This window comes from Mycolicibacterium iranicum (assembly GCF_014190915.1).
Classification (GTDB): domain Bacteria; phylum Actinomycetota; class Actinomycetes; order Mycobacteriales; family Mycobacteriaceae; genus Mycobacterium; species Mycobacterium iranicum_B.
This window is the reverse complement of sequence record NZ_JACHVU010000014.1, coordinates 113,567-131,785: the sequence shown is the minus strand read 5'-3', so window position 1 is coordinate 131,785 and position 18,219 is coordinate 113,567. Positions and strand designations below refer to the sequence as shown.

Sequence of the window (18,219 nt, the reverse complement as noted above, 5' to 3'; positions counted from 1 at the left end):
CCGATTGTAGGGGGCTAGCTGAGGCGCTCCACGACCATGGCCATGCCCTGCCCGCCGCCGACGCACATCGACTCGATGCCGAAGGTCTTGTCGTGGGTGGCCAGGTTGTTCAGCAGCGTGGCCGTGATGCGGGCGCCGGTCATGCCGAACGGGTGTCCGAGCGCGATCGCGCCGCCCGAGACGTTGAGCTTGTCCTCGTCCATGCCGAGCTCGCGCGCAGAGCCAAGCACCTGCACCGCGAACGCCTCGTTGATCTCGTAGAGGTCGATGTCGCCGATCGACATCTTCGCGTTCGCCAGCGCCTTCTTGACGGCCTCGATCGGGCCCAGGCCCATGATCTCCGGGGACAGACCGGACACGCCCGTGGACACGATGCGCGCCAGCGGGGTCAGCCCCAGCTCCTTGGCCTTGGTGTCGCTCATGATGACGACCGCCGCGGCGCCGTCGTTGAGCGGGCACGCGTTGCCCGCGGTGATCGTGCCGTTGGGCCGGAACACCGGCTTGAGCTGGCTGATCTTGTCATAGGTGGTCCCCGCCCGCGGGCCGTCATCGGTGGAGACGACGGTGCCGTCGGGCAGCGTGACCGGCGAGATCTCCCGTTCGAAGAAGCCGCTGTTGATGGCTTCCTCGGCGCGGTTCTGCGACCGCACGCCCCAGTGGTCCTGGTCCTCGCGGCTGATGCCGGTGAAGTTCGCGACGTTCTCGGCGGTCTGGCCCATCGCGATGTAGACGTCGGGCAGCGAGCCGTCCTGGCGCGGGTCGTGCCACTCGTCGGCGCCGGCGGCGGCCTGCTCCGAGCGGGCCTGCGCGTCGGCGAAGACCGGGTTCTTCGAGTCCGGCGCGCCGTCGGCCGCGCCCTTGCCGAACCTCGACACCGTCTCGACACCGGCCGAGATGAACGCCGAACCCTCGCCGGCCTTGATCGCGTGGAAGGCCATCCGCGTGGTCTGCAGCGACGAGGAGCAGTAGCGGTTGACGGTGGTGCCGGGCAGGAAGTCGTAGCCCAGCTCGACCGCGACGGCGCGGGCGATGTTGTAGCCGGCCTCACCGGCGGGCTGGGCGCAGCCCATCATCAGGTCGTCGATCTCGCGGGGGTCCAGCGCCGGCACCTTGTCCAACACCGCGCGCACCATCTGGGCGGCGAGGTCGTCGGGACGCATGGACACCAGGGAGCCCTTGTTGGCCCGGCCGATGGGCGAGCGTGCGGTGGCGACGATGACGGCTTCGGGCATGAAAGAGCTCCTCGCTGAGAGAACGTGTTCCAAGAAACCTAGCTCGCAGCCACAACGATCGGCGCGGGCACCCCGGTCGAGCGGCGCCACAGCCGGCTCAGGCCGCTGACCCGCGACAGCAGTGAGGCGCCCTCGCCGGTTCTGGACTCCAGCGCCGCCTCACGCGGCTGCCCGGTGATGAACTCTCCCAGCGCCTCGCAGAGCGCGGGCAGCAGCTGCTTGGCGGCCAGCTCGTAGCCCGCGGCGGACGGATGGAACATGTCCGGGGAGAACAACAGCTCGGGGGTCTTGTAGAAGTGCGGGGCCAGCAGGTCGGAGAACGGGACGGGGATGCCGCCGGCGGCGCGGACGGCCGCCGCCTGCGCGTGGGCCAGCCGCAGCCCGCGGCTGCGCGCCACCCAGCGCAGCGGCTGGGGGATCGCAGTGATGACACCGAAGTCCGGGCAGGTCCCGACGACGACGACCGCATCGCTGCCGCGCAACCGCCGCACCGCACGGCCGAGGCGGCGCGCCGACGGACCGATGCCGTTGGGCTGGGTGATGTCGTTGGCGCCGATCATGATGACCGCCGCGTCCGGGGGTGGCCCCGCGACGTACATGGCGTCGATCTGCCCGGACAGGCCCTTCGACGTCGCACCGACGATCGCCTTGGTGCTCAACCGGATCCGCTTGCCGGACTCCTCGGCCAGGCCTCGGGCGATCAGCACGCCGGGCACCTCGTCGGCGACCACACAGCCGTACCCCGTGGCCGTCGAGTCGCCGAAGATCATCAGGTGCAGATCGAACGGCACGCCGCGATGCCAGCGCTCCACGGGCCCGCCGCCCGGCGTGTAGATGCCGTCGGCGCGGGGAGGGACGTCCCAGGACTTCGGGATGACCTGACGGGCTTGATCGGCCTGCCCACTGAGCAGGTTGCGGGCCCCGACATAGGCGGTGCCCGTCGAGGCGAAGGTGGCTGCCGCCGCCAGGGCGACCGACCGACGCGATGCGCGTATGCCCACGGCGCCAGTTTAGGCCGGAGCCGCCCGCCCGCGCCGCGTCGCAACCCCGATCGGCGATCACAGTGCGGTATCAACTGGTGTACCAAAAGTGTTTAACCAATTGTGATAATGGTTACAAGTGCGAAGCTAAGTTACGAGGTTGTCTGAGTAACTTGGCTTATCCCGGCTCTACATCGGCGTAGGAAGTGGTGGCGATGACGGCACCCAGCAAGGTTCCAGTGACTCCCCATGCTGCGATCACCGCAGCTCGCGGGCGTAAGAATCGCAAGTTCCCGGTCTCCGACGGCGCACCTGTCGAGGTCGTGGAGGACGGGCCGAGCGTCGCCGGACGCCTGCTGGGGCTGGCCGCCATGGCAACGATCAAGCCGTTCCTGACGGTCGGCAGCTACGCCCCCAAGTTGCCGTGGCCGTGGGGAGTGGTCGATTTCGCCGCCCGGGTGCTCAAGCCTGCTCCCGGCACCGTGCGCGCCACGATCGCGCTGCCGCACTGCACGGCGCAACTGGTCCGCGCGGCCGGCGTGCTGCCCGCCGACGGCAAACGCACCGTGATCCTGTATCTGCACGGCGGGGCGTTCCTGACGTGCGGCGTGAACACCCATGGCCGTCTGGTCACGGCGCTGTCGAAGTGCGCGGACGCCCCCGCGCTCGTCGTCAACTACCGGATGATCCCGAAGCACTCCGTGGGCACGGCCCTGGATGACTGCTACGACGCCTACAAGTGGCTGCGCGAGACGGGCTACGAGCCCGAGCAGATCGTGTTGGCCGGGGACTCGGCGGGCGGTTACCTCGCGCTGGCCCTGGCCGAGCGGCTGCAGGTCGAGGGCATCAACGGCTACGTCGGCGAGACGCCCGCGGCGATCGTGACGATGTCGCCCCTGTTCGAGATCGACAACGAGGGGCGCGCCGACCACCCCAACGCCCGCACCGACGCGATGTTCCCGCCGAAGGCATTCCACGCCCTCGTCGAGCTGATCGAGGACGCGGCGTCGCGCCGGGTCGTCGACGGCAAGCCCGAAGAGGTGTACGAGCCGCTCGACCACATCGAGCCGGGCCTGCCCCGCACGCTCATCCACGTGTCCGGATCCGAGGTTCTGCTCAGCGATGCGCGAAAGGCCGCCCGGCTGCTCGCGGCGTCCGGAGTTCCCGTCGAGGTCCGGATCTGGCCCGGTCAGATGCACGTGTTCCAGCTGGGGGCGCCTGCGGTGTCCGAGGCGAGCCGGTCGATCAAGCAGATCGGCGACTACATCCGCGAAGCAACCTGGTAGCAGGCGCGGCCGGAGGCCGCCTGGTTACTCTGCGCCGGGCCTGACACGATGGACCCATGCGCATCGCCCGGCACATCAGTGAGCTCATCGGAAACACCCCTCTGGTGCAGCTGAACTCGGTCGTCCCCTCGGGGGCGGGCATGGTCGCTGCGAAGGTCGAGTACCTGAACCCCGGGGGCAGCTCCAAAGATCGCATCGCGATCAAGATGATCGATGCCGCCGAGGCCAGCGGTGAACTGAAGCCGGGCGGCACCATCGTCGAACCCACCTCGGGCAACACCGGGGTCGGCCTGGCCATCGTCGCCCAGCAGCGCGGATACCACTGCATCTTCGTCTGCCCCGACAAGGTCAGCGAGGACAAGCAGAACGTGCTGCGCGCCTACGGCGCCGAGGTCGTGGTGTGTCCGACCGCGGTCGCGCCGGACGACCCGGCCAGCTACTACAGCGTCTCCAACCGCCTCGTCGAGGAGATCGACGGCGCGTGGAAGCCGGACCAGTACTCCAACCCGATGGGTCCCGAGAGCCACTACGAGACCACCGGACCCGAGATCTGGGCCGACACCGAAGGCAAGATCACCCATTTCGTCGCCGGGGTGGGCACGGGCGGAACCATCACCGGCACCGGCCGCTACCTCAAAGAGGTGTCGGGCGGAAAGGTCAAGATCGTCGGTGTCGACCCCGAGGGGTCGGTGTACTCCGGAGGTACCGGGCGGCCCTATCTGGTCGAAGGTGTCGGCGAGGACTTCTGGCCGTCGGCGTACGACCCCACCATCCCCGACGAGATCATCGCCGTCTCGGATGCCGACTCATTCGAGATGACCCGAAGGCTGGCGCGCGAAGAGGCGTTGCTGGTCGGCGGATCCTGCGGGATGGCCGCGGTGGGGGCGATCCGGGTCGCCGAACGCGAGGGCCCGGACGCCGTGGTGGTCGTGCTGCTGCCCGACGGCGGCCGCGGGTACCTGTCGAAGATCTTCAACGACGGCTGGATGTCGTCCTACGGGTTCCTGCGCAGCAGGCTCGACGGTTCGGTGGCCGAGTCCACGGTCGGCGACGTGCTGCGAGGCAAGAGCGGCGCGCTGCCCGACCTCGTGCACACCCACCCGTCGGAGACGGTGCGCGACGCCATCGGGATCCTGCGCGAGTACGGCGTCTCGCAGATGCCGGTGGTCGGCGCGGAACCCCCGGTGATGGCCGGCGAGGTCGCGGGCAGCGTGTCCGAGCGCGAGCTCGTCTCGGCGGTGTTCGAGGGACGGGCCAAGCTCGCCGACGCCGTGTCGCAGCACATGAGCCCGCCGCTGCCGCTGATCGGCGCCGGTGAAGCGGTCAGCACGGCGGCCAAGACGCTGCGCGAATGCGACGCGGTGATGGTCGTCGAGGAGGGCAAGCCCGCCGGCGTACTGACCCGGCACGACCTGCTCGGCTACCTCTCCGACAGCAGCCCCCGACGCTGAACCGCGCCGGCGGATTTGGCAAACGTCGCCGGTGTGACGCCGCCGTCGACGCTTCCGGCGCGAATCCGCTGACCGCGGCCCGGCCTCGGGTAGGGTGAGCACGCTCGTTCCCAGCTCGCGGTGACCGGAGGGGTGTGCATGGCACGTCGGCTGCCGCTCGACAGGCCGCGGAATGCTGTTGATCTCCGTAGCGCCGTCGATTACGTTCCACAGCTGGAACCTCGGCCGTCACCGGGCGCGTCAGGTTCCCGTACGGACAGGTCGACGACGCAGTTTCCGGGATCGAGCGAGAAATGTTGGCAAGCAACAGCTTTCGCTCCGTCGCACCGTCGTCGACGCGTCCGTGTGCAGCCGGGGCCATGTGCTACACGTCAGCGTCACACCAGGGCAGACCAGATTTCCACCACGGTGTGCGTACCGCTTTGACCGCGATCGAGATCAGGAGACACCGATGACCGAGAATCCGCCGCCCGGCGGCTATCCGCCTCCGCCCCCCGGCGGCTACCCGCCCCCGCCGCCGTCCGGTGGCGGCTTCCCGCCGCCGCCCGGCGGTGGCAGCTATCCGCCTCCGTCCGAGGGCTTCCCTCCCTCCGGAGGCTTCCCGCCGTCCGGCGGCTTTCCGCCCTCGGGTGGCTACGGGCCGCAGGGTGGCTTCGGGCCGCAGGACCCCGGGGGATACCCGCCTCCGCCCCCGGGCGGCTATCCGCCGCCGCCGTCGGGCAACTTCCCGCCGCAGGGCTTCGGCGGTGGCTTTCCCCCGGCGGGGCAGGGCCATCCGCAATTCGGCGGCGCGCCGGCCTTCAACGTCGGGGACGCGTTCGGGTGGGCGTGGAACAAGTTCAGCAAGAACGCCGTACCGCTGATCGTCGCGACCTTGGTGTTCGCCGTCGTCCTCATCGTGCTGCAGGGTCTCATCAACCTCGTGCAGATGCTCGTCTCACCCGGTGACACCAGCTACGTCGCCGACGACAGCGGACTGTCCTTCTCCTACGCCGCGACCGGCGTCGCGGGCATCCTGGTCGCGATCGTCGGCTGGTTCCTGTCCCTGATCGTCTCCGCGGCGATCCAGTCGGCGTTCCTCAACGGCATCTTCGACATCGCCAACGGACAGCAGGTGACCGTCGGGTCGTTCTTCCGGCCCCGCAATGTCGGCAACGTCGTGATCGCGGGCCTGATCACCGGCGTCATCACCACCGTGGGCATCTTCCTGTGCGTGGTGCCCGGTGTGATCGCGGCGTTCCTGCTGATGTTCACCACCATCGCGGTGCTGGACCGGGATCTGTCGCCGATCGACGCCATCAAGTCGAGCTTCGAGACGACGAAGAACAACGTCGGACCGGCCCTGCTCACCTGGCTGGCCTGCGTCGCGGTGATCATCGTCGGCGTCGTGCTGTGCTTCGTGGGCCTGCTGGTCGCGGCGCCGCTGGCGATGCTGATCATGGTGTACACCTACCGGACCCTCAACGGTGGGTACGTCGCACCTGCCACCCCGTAGTCGCTCGTCCCGGATGTCGGCGTGCTCGGAGTTCCGGGCACGCCGACTTCCCGTTGTGCCACAGGCGATATGACGGCCAACCCGTACACGCGGTGGCGGACGCGCGTGGCGGCCTCGTTGATCGACGCGGCGCCGCTCGTGGCGCTGTGGACCGTCGCCGGATCCGTGGCCATCGGCGCCGCGCCGACGGAGTGCATCACCTACGACAACGGCGGGGTGGCGTGCACGGCGGTGCATTCACCCGTGGGCGACATCGCGGGTGTGGTGGCTGCCGCCCTCACCGTCGCCTACCTGTTGTGGAACTTCGGCCGCCGCCAGGGCGTGCGCGGTGCCAGCATCGGCAAGTCGGTGATGGGATTCCGGGTGGTCGATCAGAAGACCGGGCAGGCCGTCGGTTTCGCGGCCTCGGTGCTGCGTCAGGCCGTCCACCTCATCGACGCGCTCCCGTGCGGGATCGGTTATCTGTTCCCGCTGTGGGATCCGCGACGTCAGACGCTGGCCGACAAGCTGACGGGCACGGTGTGTGTACCGAACGCCCGGCTCACCGGAAGGCGCTGACGCCCGTCAGCGCCTCGCCGATCACGAGCTGGTGCACCTCCGAGGTGCCCTCGTAGGTGAGCACGGACTCCAGGTTGTTGGCGTGCCGCAGCACCGGATACTCCAGCGTGATCCCGTTGGCGCCCAACAGCGTGCGACATTCCCGTGCGATCTTGATGGCCTCGCGCACGTTGTTCAGCTTGCCCACGCTGACCTGCTCGGGCCTGATCCGGCCGTCGTCCTTGAGGCGGCCCAGATGCAGTGCGAGCAGCTGGGCCTTCCCCAGTTCGACGGCCATGTCGGCGATCTTGGCCTGCGTCAGTTGATAACCCGCGAGCGGCTTGTCGAAGACCCGACGGGTGCCGACGTAGTCCAGCGTCGTCTCCAAGCAGTCCCGCGCCGCCCCGACCGCGCCGAACACGATCCCGAACCTCGCCTCGGACAGACAGCTCAGGGGGGCCTTCAACCCCTGCGCCTCAGGCAGTCTCGCGTCCTCGGGCAGCCGCACGTCCTCCAGCGTGAACTCGGAGGTGACCGAGGCGCGCAGCGACATCTTGTGCGTCATCTCCCGGGCGCTGAATCCGGGCGTCGACGTCGGGACCGCGAAGCCGACGACGCCCTCCTTGGACCGGGCCCACACGATCGCCACATCCGCCAGTGAGGCGTTGGTGATCCACATCTTCGATCCGTTGAGGACCCAGTCCGATCCGTCCCTGCGGGCAGTGGTGCGCATACCGCCGGGGTTGGAACCGAAGTCGGGCTCGGTGAGGCCGAAACAGCCGATCAGCTCGCCGGCGGCCATGCCGGGCAGCCACTGCTCCTTCTGCTCCTCGCTGCCCCAGCGGTGGATGGCGAACATCGCCAGCGACCCCTGCACGGACACCAGGCTGCGCAGCCCGCTGTCGACGGCCTCCAGCTCCTGGCAGACCAGACCGTAGGCGGTCGCGGTGGACCCGCCGCAGCCGTAGCCGGTCAGGTGCATGCCGAGCAGACCGAGCTTGCCGATCTCCAGTGCGAGTTCACGGACCGGGACCTGCCCGTCCTCGAACCATTCGGCGATGTGCGGTCGCAGCCGCTGTTCCCCGAATTCACGCACCATGGTGCGCAGGTCACGATCCTCGGCGCTCAGCAGGGAGTCGAGGTCGAGGAGGCTTTCGATCGTGGTGGTCGTCGACGGACGCTGGTGGGCGGGCATGGTCAAGTTCTACACCGCTAGCCTTGCGAATATGAGCGAGCAGCGAAGTGCGGCCGACCACTACCGGGCCTACGGCCCCGCCACGAAGGCCATCCATGCGGGTTACCGGCCCGATCCGGCCACCGGTGTCGTCAACCCGCCGATCTACGCCAGCTCCACGTTCGCCCAGGACGGCGTCGGCGGTCTGCGCGGCGGGTTCGAGTACGCGCGCACGGGCAACCCGACCCGCTCCGTGCTGGAAGGTGCGCTGGCCGCGGTCGAGGGCGCCGCGTTCGGCCGCGCGTTCAGCTCCGGGATGGCGGCCACCGACTGCATGCTGCGGGCGGTGCTGCGTCCCGGCGACCACGTCGTGATCCCCGACGACGCCTACGGCGGAACGTTCCGCCTCATCGACAAGGTGTTCAGCCAGTGGGGCATCAGCTACACCGCGGTCGCGCTGTCGAATCTGGACCTGGTCCGCGCCGCCGTGACCGACCGCACCAAGCTGATCTGGATCGAGACCCCGACCAACCCGCTGCTGTCGATCGCCGACATCAGCGGCATCGCCGCGATCGGTGCCGAGCGCAACGTGACGGTGCTGGTGGACAACACATTCGCCTCCCCGGCGCTGCAGCAGCCGCTGGCGCTGGGCGCCGATGTGGTGCTGCATTCGACGACGAAGTACATCGGCGGCCACTCCGACGTCGTCGGGGGAGCGTTGCTGACCGACGACGAGGCGCTCGACGACGCGTTCGCGTTCCTGCAGAACGGTGCAGGGGCCGTCCCCGGCCCGTTCGACGCGTACCTGACGATCCGGGGTCTCAAGACGCTGCCGCTGCGGATGCAGCGGCACAGCGAGAACGCCGCCGCCGTCGCCGAGTTCCTCGACGCACACCCCGCCGTCGACTCTGTGCTCTACCCCGGTCTGCCCTCGCATCCGGGGCACGACGTCGCGGCGCGGCAGATGAGCGGCTTCGGCGGGATGATCTCGGTGCGCCTGCGGGGCGGCCCACAGGCGGCGCGCGACTTCTGCGCGCGCACAGAGATTTTCATCCTCGCCGAGTCCCTCGGCGGGGTCGAGTCGTTGATCGAGTACCCCGGCGCGATGACGCATGCTTCCACGGCGGGTTCGCAGTTGGAGGTGCCGGACGACCTGGTGCGGCTTTCGGTGGGCATCGAGGACGTCGCCGACCTGCTGGGCGACGTCGAGCAGGCCCTGGCGGCCCGCTAGTTCAGTTGGGCGAGTGCCTGACGCACCGCCGACGCGGTCACCGCCAGGTTCACCTCGGGCAGTCCCGCCGGCGCCTCGTCGACCCAACTGCCGCCGGCGATTTCGCCCGCGCGGGCATGCACCCAGCGCCAGCCGCGGTCGTTGAGGCTCAGCAGTGCGCCCAACCCGTCCACCGCGTGCAGCACGGTGATGATGCCCGCCGTCGCCGGCGCGGGCGGCCGACGTTCGAACAGCGCCCCCATCAACGCCGCGCGAGCCGTGGCGACGCGGTCCCGCCCGGTCAGCGGGAACGTCTGGCTGCGCCCGAAGAGCCTGCCGGAGTTGATTTTTTGAAGTTGCCCGGCCTGCTCCAGATGTCCGACGAGATGGCCCTGTGCGTCGCGGCCCAGCTTCTTGATCGCCGCCCCGGGCTGCAGCGGCCGGGTCTTCAGGAGCGCGAACGCCGGAGCCACCGCCGGGTCGATCGGTCCGGGCGCGTCGAGCGCGACGAGGCGCCCCGCGGGGACGGGTTCGCCGTCGACGGAGGGGCGCACCCGGCACGCGTGCGCGAGATCGAGCAGTGAGGCTGCCGCGAGCGCGCGGCCGCGGCGTGGATCGTCGAGCCCGGGTTGCGCGGAGGCGTTGTCGACCAGGAGCAGAAAAAGGTCCTCTGCGATCTGGGCCATGCGCTGGAGACTAACCCGGGCCCGCCGGGCCCACAGAATCAGCCGTGCCAGGGCTCCGCGCTGACCAGCGTGACCTTGACGGTGTTGCCGCTGGGCACGGTGTAGGAGCGGGACTCGCCGACCTTGGCGTCGATCAGCGCGCCGCCGAGCGGGGAGTTGGGGGAGTACACCTCGATCTTGCCGTCGCTGACGCCCTGCTCACGGGTGCCGATCAGGAACGTCTCGGTGTCGTTCTCGTCGTCGTCGTAGTAGACCTTCACGACGGATCCGGGCAGGGCGATACCGGACTGCTTGGGCGCCTCGCCGACCTTGGCGTTGTTCAGCAGTTCCTGCAGCTGGCGGATGCGGGCTTCTTCCTGGCCCTGCTGCTCACGGGCGGCGTGGTAGCCGCCGTTCTCGCGCAGATCGCCCTCTTCGCGTCGGTCGTTGATCTCGGCGGCGATGACGGGGCGGTTGGCGATCAGCTGGTCGAGCTCGGCCTTGAGTCGGTCGTAGGACTCTTCGGTGAGCCAGGTGACCTGGGTGTCGGTCATGTCGCACTCCTGTCGTCGTTGCTTCCGTGCGATGTCGCCTCAGAAGGTCGAAGGTTCTGGCACGGCGCCGGGATCTGTCGTGACGTGTACTGCCGCGATCGAGCGTCGGTTCTGAGCTCCAAAATGCAGCAATACACGGCCCCAGCAGGAACCGTGTATCGGCCCAGCATACCACCGGCGGGCCATCGGAATTTCACGATTTCGCAGGCGAGCGTTCGTCGCGCGTCTGCCCGCTACTGGGCGATCAGGTATCCCGGGACCTCGGTTCCGCACCCGTAGACGTCGCCGATCGCCACCGGCCTGCTGGACGTGACGGGGGTGGTGACCTGGACCGTCGTGTCCTGCGACGGTGGGACGAGCACCTCGCGCCGGCCGGTCTCCTCGCCGTCCTTGGAGCGGGCGCGCACGATGCAGACCACGCTGCGCGACGGATCGTCACGGGTCACGCTGATGGTGACGTCGACGGTGTGCGGATCGACGATCTCGTACCCGGCCATCTCGCCCTTGACCTCGCTGGAACCGAACCGGGAGAACGCCACGGCGGCGATGGCGACGCCGAGGATCGCCACCAGCGCGGTGAGGCCGATGGCGATCCGCCTGCCGGTGCGGCGGTCGATTCGCTGCCCGCCGTAGCGGGCGGTGGGGCGGTCGATCATCTCGTTTTGCATGCCCGTCGGTCGGATGGGTCTACTAGACCTGGAACTATAGGGCCACTCCCGTGGTTGAACTTCTGCGTGAGCGATCGAGTAGGCGAAGAGCTGAGAAGGACCAGGTTGACCGAACTGCGGTTGATGGCCGTGCACGCGCACCCGGACGACGAGTCCAGCAAGGGTGCCGCGGCGATGGCGCGCTACGTCGATGAAGGCGTGCGCGTGATGGTCGTGACGTTGACCGGCGGAGAACGCGGGGACATCCTCAACCCGGCCATGGACATCCCCGAGGTCCACGGCCGGATGCCGGACATCCGCCGCGACGAGATGGCCAGAGCGGCCGAGATCCTCGGTGTGGAGCACCACTGGCTGGGGTTCGTCGATTCGGGCCTGCCCGAGGGCGATCCGCTGCCCCCGCTGCCCGAGGGATGCTTCGCGCTGGAACCGCTGGAGGTGCCGACCGAGGCGCTGGTCCGCGTGATCCGCGAGTTCAAGCCGCATGTGATGACCACCTACGACGAGAACGGCGGCTACCCGCACCCCGACCACATCAAGTGCCACCAGGTGTCGGTCGCGGCGTACGAGGCGGCGGCCGACCACCTGCTCTACCCCGACGCGGGGGAGCCGTGGAGCGTGGCGAAGCTGTACTACAACCACGGATTCCTGCGTCAGCGCATGCAGGTGCTGCAGGACGAGTTCGCCAAGAACGGCGAAGAGGGCCCGTTCGCCAAGTGGCTGGAGACGTGGGATCCCGACGACGACGTGCTCGACAAGCGGGTGACCACCCGCATCGAATGCTCGAAGTACTTCGCGCAACGCGACGAGGCACTGCTGGCCCACGCCACGCAGATCGACCCGAAGAGCTTCTTCTTCACCACCCCCATGGAGTGGCAGCAGCGGCTGTGGCCGACCGAGGAGTTCGAGCTGGCCCGCTCCCGGGTGCCGGTGTCGCTGCCCGAGACCGACCTGTTCGCCGGCATCGAAGGACGCTGACATGACCGACACGATGATGTTCGGCCTGGAACTGATGACGGGCGTACTGGCCCAGGACGAGCCGCGCCAGACCGGCCCGGACTTCGGCAAGGCCAGCCCGGTCGGGCTGATCATCATCGTGCTGCTGCTGATCGCGGTGTTCTTCCTGGTCTGGTCAATGAACCGGCACCTGCGCAAGCTGCCGGAATCGTTCGACGACGACGGCGTCGAGGGTGCGCCCGACGCCGACCCCGACCTGTCCACCGAGAACCCGGCCGACGGATCGAAGCGTGAGCCGAGCTGAGAGCTCGTCGAACAGGCTCGCGGACGCCACCAGCCCGTACCTGAGGCAGCACGCCGACAACCCCGTGCACTGGCAGCAGTGGACGGCGCAGGCGATCGCCGAGGCCGCCCGGCGCGACGTGCCGATCCTGCTGTCGATCGGCTACGCCGCGTGTCACTGGTGTCACGTGATGGCCCACGAGTCCTTCGAGGACGACGACGTCGCAGCGGTCGCGAACGCGAACTTCGTCTGCATCAAGGTCGACCGCGAGGAACGTCCGGACCTCGACGCGGTCTACATGAGCGCGACCGTCGCGATGACCGGACAGGGCGGCTGGCCGATGACCTGCTTCCTGACCCCCGACGGCCGGCCGTTCTTCTGCGGCACCTACTACCCGAAGGCCACGTTCCTGCAGTTGCTCGACGCGGTCACCGACACGTGGCGGACCCGGCGGGCCGACGTGGAGCAGACGTCGGACAACATCGCCGGGGAACTGCGGTCGATGGCGTCGGGTCTGCCCGGTGGGGGCCCGCCGGTGCATGCTCAGACGTGCGATGAGGCGGTCGCTGCAGTCCTACGGGACGAGGACACGGTCAACGGCGGGTTCTCCACGTCGCCGAACGGCGCACCCAAGTTCCCGCCGTCGGCGCTGCTGGAAGCCCTGCTGCGCCACCACGAGCGCACCGGGTCGCCCGCAGCCCTGGGGGCCGTCGCCCGCACCTGCGACGCGATGGCGCGTGGCGGGATCTACGACCAGCTCGCCGGCGGCTTCGCGCGCTACAGCGTCGACGCGTCGTGGGTCGTCCCGCACTTCGAGAAGATGCTCTACGACAACGCACAGCTGCTCGGCGTGTATGCGCACTGGGCGCGCCGCACCGGAAACCCGTTGGCGCACAGGGTAGCCGACGAGACCGCCCGCTTCCTGCTCGCCGATCTCCGGCGCGACGGGATGTTCGTCTCATCGCTGGACGCCGACACCGACGGGGTCGAGGGTGCCACGTATGTGTGGACGCCCGGACAGCTGACCGAGGTGCTGGGCGATGACGACGGCCGTTGGGCCGCAGACCTTTTCGGCGTCACCACGCAGGGGACGTTCGAGCGCGGCGCCTCGGTGCTGCAGTTGCGCCGCGACCCCGACGACATCGACCGCTACGAGCGGGTCCGGTCGGCGATGCGCGAGGCGCGCGGGGCGCGTCCCCAGCCGGCACGGGACGACAAGGTCGTCACAGCGTGGAACGGGTTGGCGATCACCGCCCTCGCCGACGCGGCATTCGTACTGGGTCGTCCCGAATATCTCACCGCGGCAATCGATTGCGCCCGCGCGCTACTGGACCTGCATCTCGTCGACGGCCGGCTCCGACGCTCGAGCCTCGGCGGGGTGGTCGGCGACAGCGTGGCGATCCTCGAGGACTACGCGGCCCTGGCAACCGCACTGCTGACCCTTTACCAGGCCACGGGCGGGCGCAAATGGCTGGACGACGTCCTCGGGCTGCTCGACGTGGCCCTCGACCACTTCGCCGACCCCGACGAGCAGGGCCGCTGGTTCGACACCGCCGATGACGCCGAGCAGCTGGTATTGCGGCCGTCGGATCCGATGGACGGGGCGACACCGTCGGGCGCCTCACTCGTCGCCGAGGCGCTGCTACTCGCGGCGCACCTCGCGCCCGAGGCTGCGGCGCAACGGTATTCGGCTGCGGCCGAGGCCACGCTGGCCGGTGCGACGGTGCTGCCGGCCCGGGTTCCCCGCTCGGCCGGGCACTGGCTCGCCGTCGCCGAGGCGGCTGTGCGCGGGCCGATCCAGATCGCCGTCTCCTGCGAGGGCCCCGACTCGGAACTGCTGGCGGCCGCGCGTGCCCTCGCCCCCGGCGGGGCCGTCGTGGTGGGCGGGGCGACGGATTCCGCCGAGCTGCTGCGGGACCGGCCGCGGGTCGGGGGCGCCGACGCGGCCTACGTGTGCCGCGGACGGGTCTGCGACCTGCCCGTCACGACCGTCGAGGATCTCGCCGCCGCGCTCGCACCCTCCGTGTAGCCTGCCGCACATGAGCTTTGAGCCCGATGTCCTGCAAGGTTTCGTCCAGCGCTACCTCGACACCGTCGCCGGCGGCAGCGCGGACGCCGTCGCCGCTCTCTACGCCGAGGACGCGACGCTCGAAGATCCCGTGGGCGGCGGCGAGGTGCACATCGGTCGTCAGGCCATCGCCGGCTTCTACAAAATGGTGGAGGGCGGCGAGATCACGACCGAGCTGCGTGAGTTCCGCGCGGGCGGACACGAGGCGGCGTTCGTCTTCGCCATCACGGTCGGCGGCGCGATGCGCATCGAGCCCATCGAGGTGATGACGTTCAACGGCGAAGGCCAGATCACGTCGATGAAGGCCTACTGGGGCCCGCAGAACATCACCCAGCTGTCTTCCTGAGCTCTTCTCTTCTCTTCCCCTTCTCCCTTCCCCCTAGCCCCTTTCGTTGTCCGCGAGCGTGCGTGTCTGCGGGCAACTCGCCGGTCAGCAACGGGAGTTCGCGCACGCTCGCGGCGAGACGGTGTGGGCGTCGCGGGGAAGGTTCCGTGGGGTGTCTTGAGCGCGTCGGGCCCCGCGTGGGCCTACGGTCGCGAGGGTGCGTGGAATAAGCCGGGCCTGCGGTCGCGAGCGTGCGTGGAGTGTGTCGAGCGCGCCTCGCGAGCGTGCGCAAACTCTCGCATTGGCGCGGCGTGTTGGCTGCAGACACGCACGCTCGCGGTGAGCGGTGAGGGGTGGCAAGGGGCGGGGTGTCAGAAGACGGCGAACCACATCGCGATGTAGTGGCAGATCGCCGCGACGGCAGTGCACGCATGGAAGAACTCGTGGTGCCCGAACGTGGTGGGCCACGGGTTGGGCCACTTCAGCGCATAGAGCACGCCGCCGATGCTGTAGAGCGCGCCGCCGACGATCAGCAGCACCACCGCCGCGACGCCCGCGCCCTCCATGATCGGGCCGATGAACCAGACCGCGACCCACCCCAACAGGATGTAGAGCGGCACGCCGAGCCAGCGCGGCGACGACGGCCACAGCATCTTCAGCGCCACCCCGGCCAGTGCGCCGCCCCACACGATCCAGAACAGCACCATGCCGTCGTCGCCCACCGCCAGCAGCGCGAACGGCGTGTAACTGCCGGCGATGAACACGAAGATCATCGAATGGTCGGCGCGCTTCATCCACTTGCGCGCGTTGGCCGACGTCCAGTTCACCCGGTGATAGGTGCCGCTGACGGCGAACATGGCGACGATCGTCAGCGTGTAGATCAGCGTGGCGATGCCGGCGCGCGTCGAGACCACCGACCACGACACCGCGACCAGCGTGGCACCGCAGATGACCGCGATGACCGCCGAGTACACGTGGATCCATCCGCGCAGCCGCGGCTTGCCCAGGAACTGGGCGACGCCTTCGGCGACCGCTTCGGGAAGGTCCTCGGGTCCTCGCGACGAATCGGCCGAGTACCACGGTTCGAGCGATGTCGGCATTTCACCTCCGCTGACTGCCCTTGGGGCTTCCTCGCGTCACAGTAGTCTGGAACATCGTGGACCTCATTCCGCGGCGACTCAAGGAGCCGATGTACCGGCTCTACGAGATGCGGCTGCGTCAGGGGTTGTCACTCAAGCGATCCGACCTTCCCCGTCATATTGCCGTTCTGTGCGACGGCAACCGGCGGTGGGCACGTGAGCTCGGCCACGATGACGTCAGCTACGGCTACCGCGTCGGCGCCGGCAAGATCGCCGAGATGCTGCGCTGGTGCCACGAAGCCGGCATCGAGATGGCCACGGTCTATCTGCTGTCCACCGAGAACCTGCAGCGCGACCGCGGCGAGCTGGCCACGCTGATCGAGATCATCACCGAGGTCGTCGAGGAGATCTGCGCGCCGGCCAACCAGTGGAGCGTCCGCACCGTCGGGGACCTCGAGCTGATCGGCGAGGAGTCGGCCCGTCGGCTTCGCGATGCCGTCCGGTCGACCGACGGCAACGGCGGCTCGTTCCACGTCAACGTCGCGGTCGGCTACGGGGGCCGCCAGGAGATCGTCGACGCCGTGCGCGCACTGCTGGGCAAGGAACTCGCCAACGGCGTCAGCGGCGACAAACTGATCGAATCGGTCACCGCCGAAGCCATTTCGGAGAACCTCTACACCTCGGGCCAACCGGACCCCGATCTCGTGATCCGGACATCGGGGGAGCAGCGGCTGTCCGGGTTCCTGCTGTGGCAGAGCGCGTATTCGGAGATGTGGTTCACCGAGGCGTACTGGCCGGAGTTCCGCCGGGTGGACTTCCTGCGGGCGCTGCGCGACTACAGCGCCAGGCACCGACGCTACGGACGCTAGGACTGCCGGCCATGGCTACTCTCTCCGCTCTGGTGTTCGCGCTGAGCTGGTGGCTGGGCCTCTACCTGCTGGCGCGTGACCCGCGCAAGCCGACGCTGGTGCTCGCCGCGATCGGGCTGACGAGCTTCGCGGCGGTCGTCGCGCTGGACGCGGTCCGGGTGATCAGCGGGTCCGAGATGCTCAGCCGCGTCGAGATCTACCTCGTCGCGGTGCCGGGTATCGCGTGGTTCGCCGTGCTGCTGGAGCTCTCGCGGTCCCACGACACGTTGCGGAGCCGAGCGGGAGAGGCGGGGGTGGTGGCCGCCGTGGCCGCGGTCGCGTTCCTCGGCGCGACGCTCGCCGGCGGCGTCGAAGGTCCGCTGCGGCTGGGCCACTGGGTGATGTTCGCGGCGGTGTCGATACCCGCCGTCGGCGCGATGATCAACACCGTGGTGCGACGCTCCCAGCCGGGCCCGGTCGTCGGTTTCGTCGTCGTCGCGACGCTGTTCTTCGCCCTGGGCAACGCGATCCTGGTGATCCCGCTGGGTCTGGTGCCCAGCTGGCTGGCGCTCGCGTCGACCGGTTTCGACGTCGCGTTGCTCGGCGTCGCGGTGGCGATCGGCGACGCGTTCGACGAGGGCCAGGCGCTGCGCAAGGACATGCTGAGGTCCTTCGTCGGCACGATGGTCGTGGCCGTCCTGTTCGGTGCGCAGGTGCTCATCGGCCTGGCGGTGGCGGGCCAGAGCACCACGTTGGCGGTGCTGCTGTTCACCAGCCTGGCCGTCGCGATTGCCATCAACGTGCTGGCCGACCCCCTCGCGGGCCTGCTCGACCGGCTGGCGTTCTCCCGGTCGCCGGACCTGCGCGCCGACCGGGCGGCCCTGCGCAGCACCGAGGCCGCGCTGCCCCTGCGTTCGGCGAGCCCGCTCGACGGCATGGACGAGGAGACGTTCGTGCGGGTCACCCGCCGCGCGCTCGGGCACTACGGCGATCTGTCCAAGCTCGTCGCCAGCCCGCTGACCGCGTTGCCCGTCATCGACGAGCGCCTCGCGCTGCGCGGCGCCCCGGACCAGCCGCTGGAACGCGCCAACGAGCTGCGGGCCCTGCTGGCCGAACGCATCGCCGGTCTCAAGCCACGTGACGGCGCGGATTTCGGCACCACCGAACAGTGGCGCCACTACAACTCGCTGTACTTCCCGTACGTCGCTGGCGTGCGCGCCTATGCCCAGAACGCGACGGCCGCCGGGCTGGACCCGCTCGCCCGACAGGCTTGGCAGTGGTTCGTCACCGAGGTGCCGCAGCGGTCGCTGCACAACTGGCAGAACGCGGCCGCCCGCGTCATCGCCACCGACCTGCGCAGCAACCTCGTCACGGCCCGCTGACCTGCGGCTGGCAGTAACTGGCAGTAGT

Annotated in this window: 18 protein-coding genes; 11 read left to right on the top strand and 7 right to left on the bottom strand. The window is 69.3% G+C overall.

The window, feature by feature from the left end:
- Positions 1-14: 14 nt before the first annotated feature.
- Positions 15-1,232, bottom strand: coding sequence for an acetyl-CoA C-acetyltransferase (locus FHR72_RS23380; RefSeq protein WP_183472880.1), 1,218 nt, complete (start codon positions 1,230-1,232; stop codon positions 15-17).
- Positions 1,233-1,270: 38 nt separating this feature from the next.
- Positions 1,271-2,233, bottom strand: a complete 963-nt coding sequence (locus FHR72_RS23375; RefSeq protein WP_183472877.1) for an SGNH/GDSL hydrolase family protein — start codon at positions 2,231-2,233, stop codon at positions 1,271-1,273.
- Positions 2,234-2,427: 194 nt separating this feature from the next.
- Between FHR72_RS23375 and FHR72_RS23370 the strand changes: the two genes are divergently transcribed.
- The 4 genes from FHR72_RS23370 (at position 2,428) to FHR72_RS23355 (ending at position 7,002) form a co-directional block, all read left to right on the top strand.
- The gene (locus tag FHR72_RS23370; RefSeq protein ID WP_183472874.1) at positions 2,428-3,498 is read left to right on the top strand and encodes an alpha/beta hydrolase fold domain-containing protein; all 1,071 of its coding nucleotides are present in this window, start codon (positions 2,428-2,430) and stop codon (positions 3,496-3,498) included.
- Positions 3,499-3,554: 56 nt separating this feature from the next.
- On the top strand, positions 3,555-4,949 hold the full coding sequence (locus FHR72_RS23365; RefSeq protein WP_183472871.1) for a cystathionine beta-synthase: 1,395 nt from the start codon (positions 3,555-3,557) through the stop codon (positions 4,947-4,949).
- A 451-nt stretch (positions 4,950-5,400) separates the two neighbouring features.
- Complete coding sequence (locus tag FHR72_RS23360) at positions 5,401-6,444, top strand: DUF2189 domain-containing protein (RefSeq protein ID WP_183472868.1); 1,044 nt, start codon at positions 5,401-5,403, stop codon at positions 6,442-6,444.
- Between the two features lie 69 nt (positions 6,445-6,513).
- Positions 6,514-7,002 carry an Rv1078 family RDD domain-containing protein gene (locus FHR72_RS23355; RefSeq protein WP_183472865.1) on the top strand — a complete coding sequence of 163 codons (489 nt, stop codon included), beginning with the start codon at positions 6,514-6,516 and terminating at the stop codon, positions 7,000-7,002.
- Here the strand turns inward: FHR72_RS23355 and FHR72_RS23350 are convergent.
- Positions 6,986-8,176, bottom strand: coding sequence for an acyl-CoA dehydrogenase family protein (locus FHR72_RS23350; RefSeq protein ID WP_183472862.1), 1,191 nt, complete (start codon positions 8,174-8,176; stop codon positions 6,986-6,988). The two genes, FHR72_RS23355 and FHR72_RS23350, sit on opposite strands and share 17 nt — an antisense overlap.
- Positions 8,177-8,207: 31 nt before the next feature.
- On the opposite strand from FHR72_RS23350, the gene FHR72_RS23345 reads away from it, so the two are divergent.
- Entirely contained in the window at positions 8,208-9,386 is a 1,179-nt protein-coding gene (locus FHR72_RS23345; protein WP_183472859.1) for a cystathionine gamma-synthase, read from the top strand.
- On the opposite strand, the gene FHR72_RS23340 is transcribed toward FHR72_RS23345, so the two are convergent.
- The 3 genes from FHR72_RS23340 to FHR72_RS23330 form a co-directional block, all read right to left on the bottom strand.
- Complete coding sequence (locus FHR72_RS23340; protein WP_183472856.1) at positions 9,383-10,051, bottom strand: GOLPH3/VPS74 family protein; 669 nt, start codon at positions 10,049-10,051, stop codon at positions 9,383-9,385. The genes FHR72_RS23345 and FHR72_RS23340 overlap by 4 nt on opposite strands.
- 38 nt (positions 10,052-10,089) lie before the next feature.
- Positions 10,090-10,584 (bottom strand): transcription elongation factor GreA, encoded by a 495-nt coding sequence (gene greA / locus FHR72_RS23335; RefSeq protein WP_183472853.1) that lies wholly within the window; start codon positions 10,582-10,584, stop codon positions 10,090-10,092.
- A gap of 233 nt (positions 10,585-10,817) precedes the next feature.
- Positions 10,818-11,240 carry a DUF4307 domain-containing protein gene (locus FHR72_RS23330; protein WP_183472850.1) on the bottom strand — a complete coding sequence of 141 codons (423 nt, stop codon included), beginning with the start codon at positions 11,238-11,240 and terminating at the stop codon, positions 10,818-10,820.
- 117 nt (positions 11,241-11,357) lie between these two features.
- Here FHR72_RS23330 and mca point away from each other — a divergent pair, with 117 nt between their 5' ends.
- The 4 genes from mca to FHR72_RS23310 are packed head-to-tail and all read left to right on the top strand — an operon-like array spanning position 11,358 to position 14,903.
- Complete coding sequence (gene mca, locus FHR72_RS23325; protein WP_183472957.1) at positions 11,358-12,227, top strand: mycothiol conjugate amidase Mca; 870 nt, start codon at positions 11,358-11,360, stop codon at positions 12,225-12,227.
- Position 12,228: 1 nt separating this feature from the next.
- Positions 12,229-12,510: a hypothetical protein gene (locus FHR72_RS23320; protein WP_396888504.1), complete on the top strand. Its 282-nt coding sequence runs from the start codon at positions 12,229-12,231 to the stop codon at positions 12,508-12,510.
- The gene (locus FHR72_RS23315) at positions 12,497-14,518 is read left to right on the top strand and encodes a thioredoxin domain-containing protein (protein WP_183472847.1); all 2,022 of its coding nucleotides are present in this window, start codon (positions 12,497-12,499) and stop codon (positions 14,516-14,518) included. Before FHR72_RS23320 ends, FHR72_RS23315 begins: the two co-directional genes overlap by 14 nt.
- Positions 14,519-14,528: 10 nt before the next feature.
- Positions 14,529-14,903: a nuclear transport factor 2 family protein gene (locus FHR72_RS23310; protein WP_183472844.1), complete on the top strand. Its 375-nt coding sequence runs from the start codon at positions 14,529-14,531 to the stop codon at positions 14,901-14,903.
- Between the two features lie 350 nt (positions 14,904-15,253).
- On the opposite strand, the gene trhA is transcribed toward FHR72_RS23310, so the two are convergent.
- Positions 15,254-15,982, bottom strand: a complete 729-nt coding sequence (gene trhA, locus FHR72_RS23305) for a PAQR family membrane homeostasis protein TrhA (protein WP_183472841.1) — start codon at positions 15,980-15,982, stop codon at positions 15,254-15,256.
- Between the two features lie 56 nt (positions 15,983-16,038).
- Here trhA and FHR72_RS23300 point away from each other — a divergent pair, with 56 nt between their 5' ends.
- Entirely contained in the window at positions 16,039-16,830 is a 792-nt protein-coding gene (locus FHR72_RS23300; protein ID WP_183472838.1) for a (2Z,6E)-farnesyl diphosphate synthase, read from the top strand.
- 11 nt (positions 16,831-16,841) lie between these two features.
- Entirely contained in the window at positions 16,842-18,191 is a 1,350-nt protein-coding gene (locus FHR72_RS23295) for a hypothetical protein (RefSeq protein WP_183472835.1), read from the top strand.
- Positions 18,192-18,219: the final 28 nt, after the last annotated feature.

Excerpts from the sequence above, each read along its gene's own strand:
- FHR72_RS23370 (WP_183472874.1), top strand. The coding sequence starts at position 2,428 with ATGACGGCACCCAGCAAGGTTCCAGTGACTCCCCATGCTGCGATCACC.
- FHR72_RS23360 (WP_183472868.1), top strand. The coding sequence starts at position 5,401 with ATGACCGAGAATCCGCCGCCCGGCGGCTATCCGCCTCCGCCCCCCGGC.
- FHR72_RS23330 (WP_183472850.1), bottom strand. The coding sequence starts at position 11,240 with ATGATCGACCGCCCCACCGCCCGCTACGGCGGGCAGCGAATCGACCGC.
- FHR72_RS23365 (WP_183472871.1), top strand. The coding sequence starts at position 3,555 with ATGCGCATCGCCCGGCACATCAGTGAGCTCATCGGAAACACCCCTCTG.
- FHR72_RS23320 (WP_396888504.1), top strand. The coding sequence starts at position 12,229 with ATGACCGACACGATGATGTTCGGCCTGGAACTGATGACGGGCGTACTG.
- FHR72_RS23350 (WP_183472862.1), bottom strand. The coding sequence starts at position 8,176 with ATGCCCGCCCACCAGCGTCCGTCGACGACCACCACGATCGAAAGCCTC.
- trhA (WP_183472841.1), bottom strand. The coding sequence starts at position 15,982 with ATGCCGACATCGCTCGAACCGTGGTACTCGGCCGATTCGTCGCGAGGA.
- FHR72_RS23345 (WP_183472859.1), top strand. The coding sequence starts at position 8,208 with ATGAGCGAGCAGCGAAGTGCGGCCGACCACTACCGGGCCTACGGCCCC.
- FHR72_RS23340 (WP_183472856.1), bottom strand. The coding sequence starts at position 10,051 with ATGGCCCAGATCGCAGAGGACCTTTTTCTGCTCCTGGTCGACAACGCC.
- FHR72_RS23355 (WP_183472865.1), top strand. The coding sequence starts at position 6,514 with ATGACGGCCAACCCGTACACGCGGTGGCGGACGCGCGTGGCGGCCTCG.
- FHR72_RS23310 (WP_183472844.1), top strand. The coding sequence starts at position 14,529 with ATGAGCTTTGAGCCCGATGTCCTGCAAGGTTTCGTCCAGCGCTACCTC.
- FHR72_RS23295 (WP_183472835.1), top strand. The coding sequence starts at position 16,842 with ATGGCTACTCTCTCCGCTCTGGTGTTCGCGCTGAGCTGGTGGCTGGGC.
- greA (WP_183472853.1), bottom strand. The coding sequence starts at position 10,584 with ATGACCGACACCCAGGTCACCTGGCTCACCGAAGAGTCCTACGACCGA.
- FHR72_RS23380 (WP_183472880.1), bottom strand. The coding sequence starts at position 1,232 with ATGCCCGAAGCCGTCATCGTCGCCACCGCACGCTCGCCCATCGGCCGG.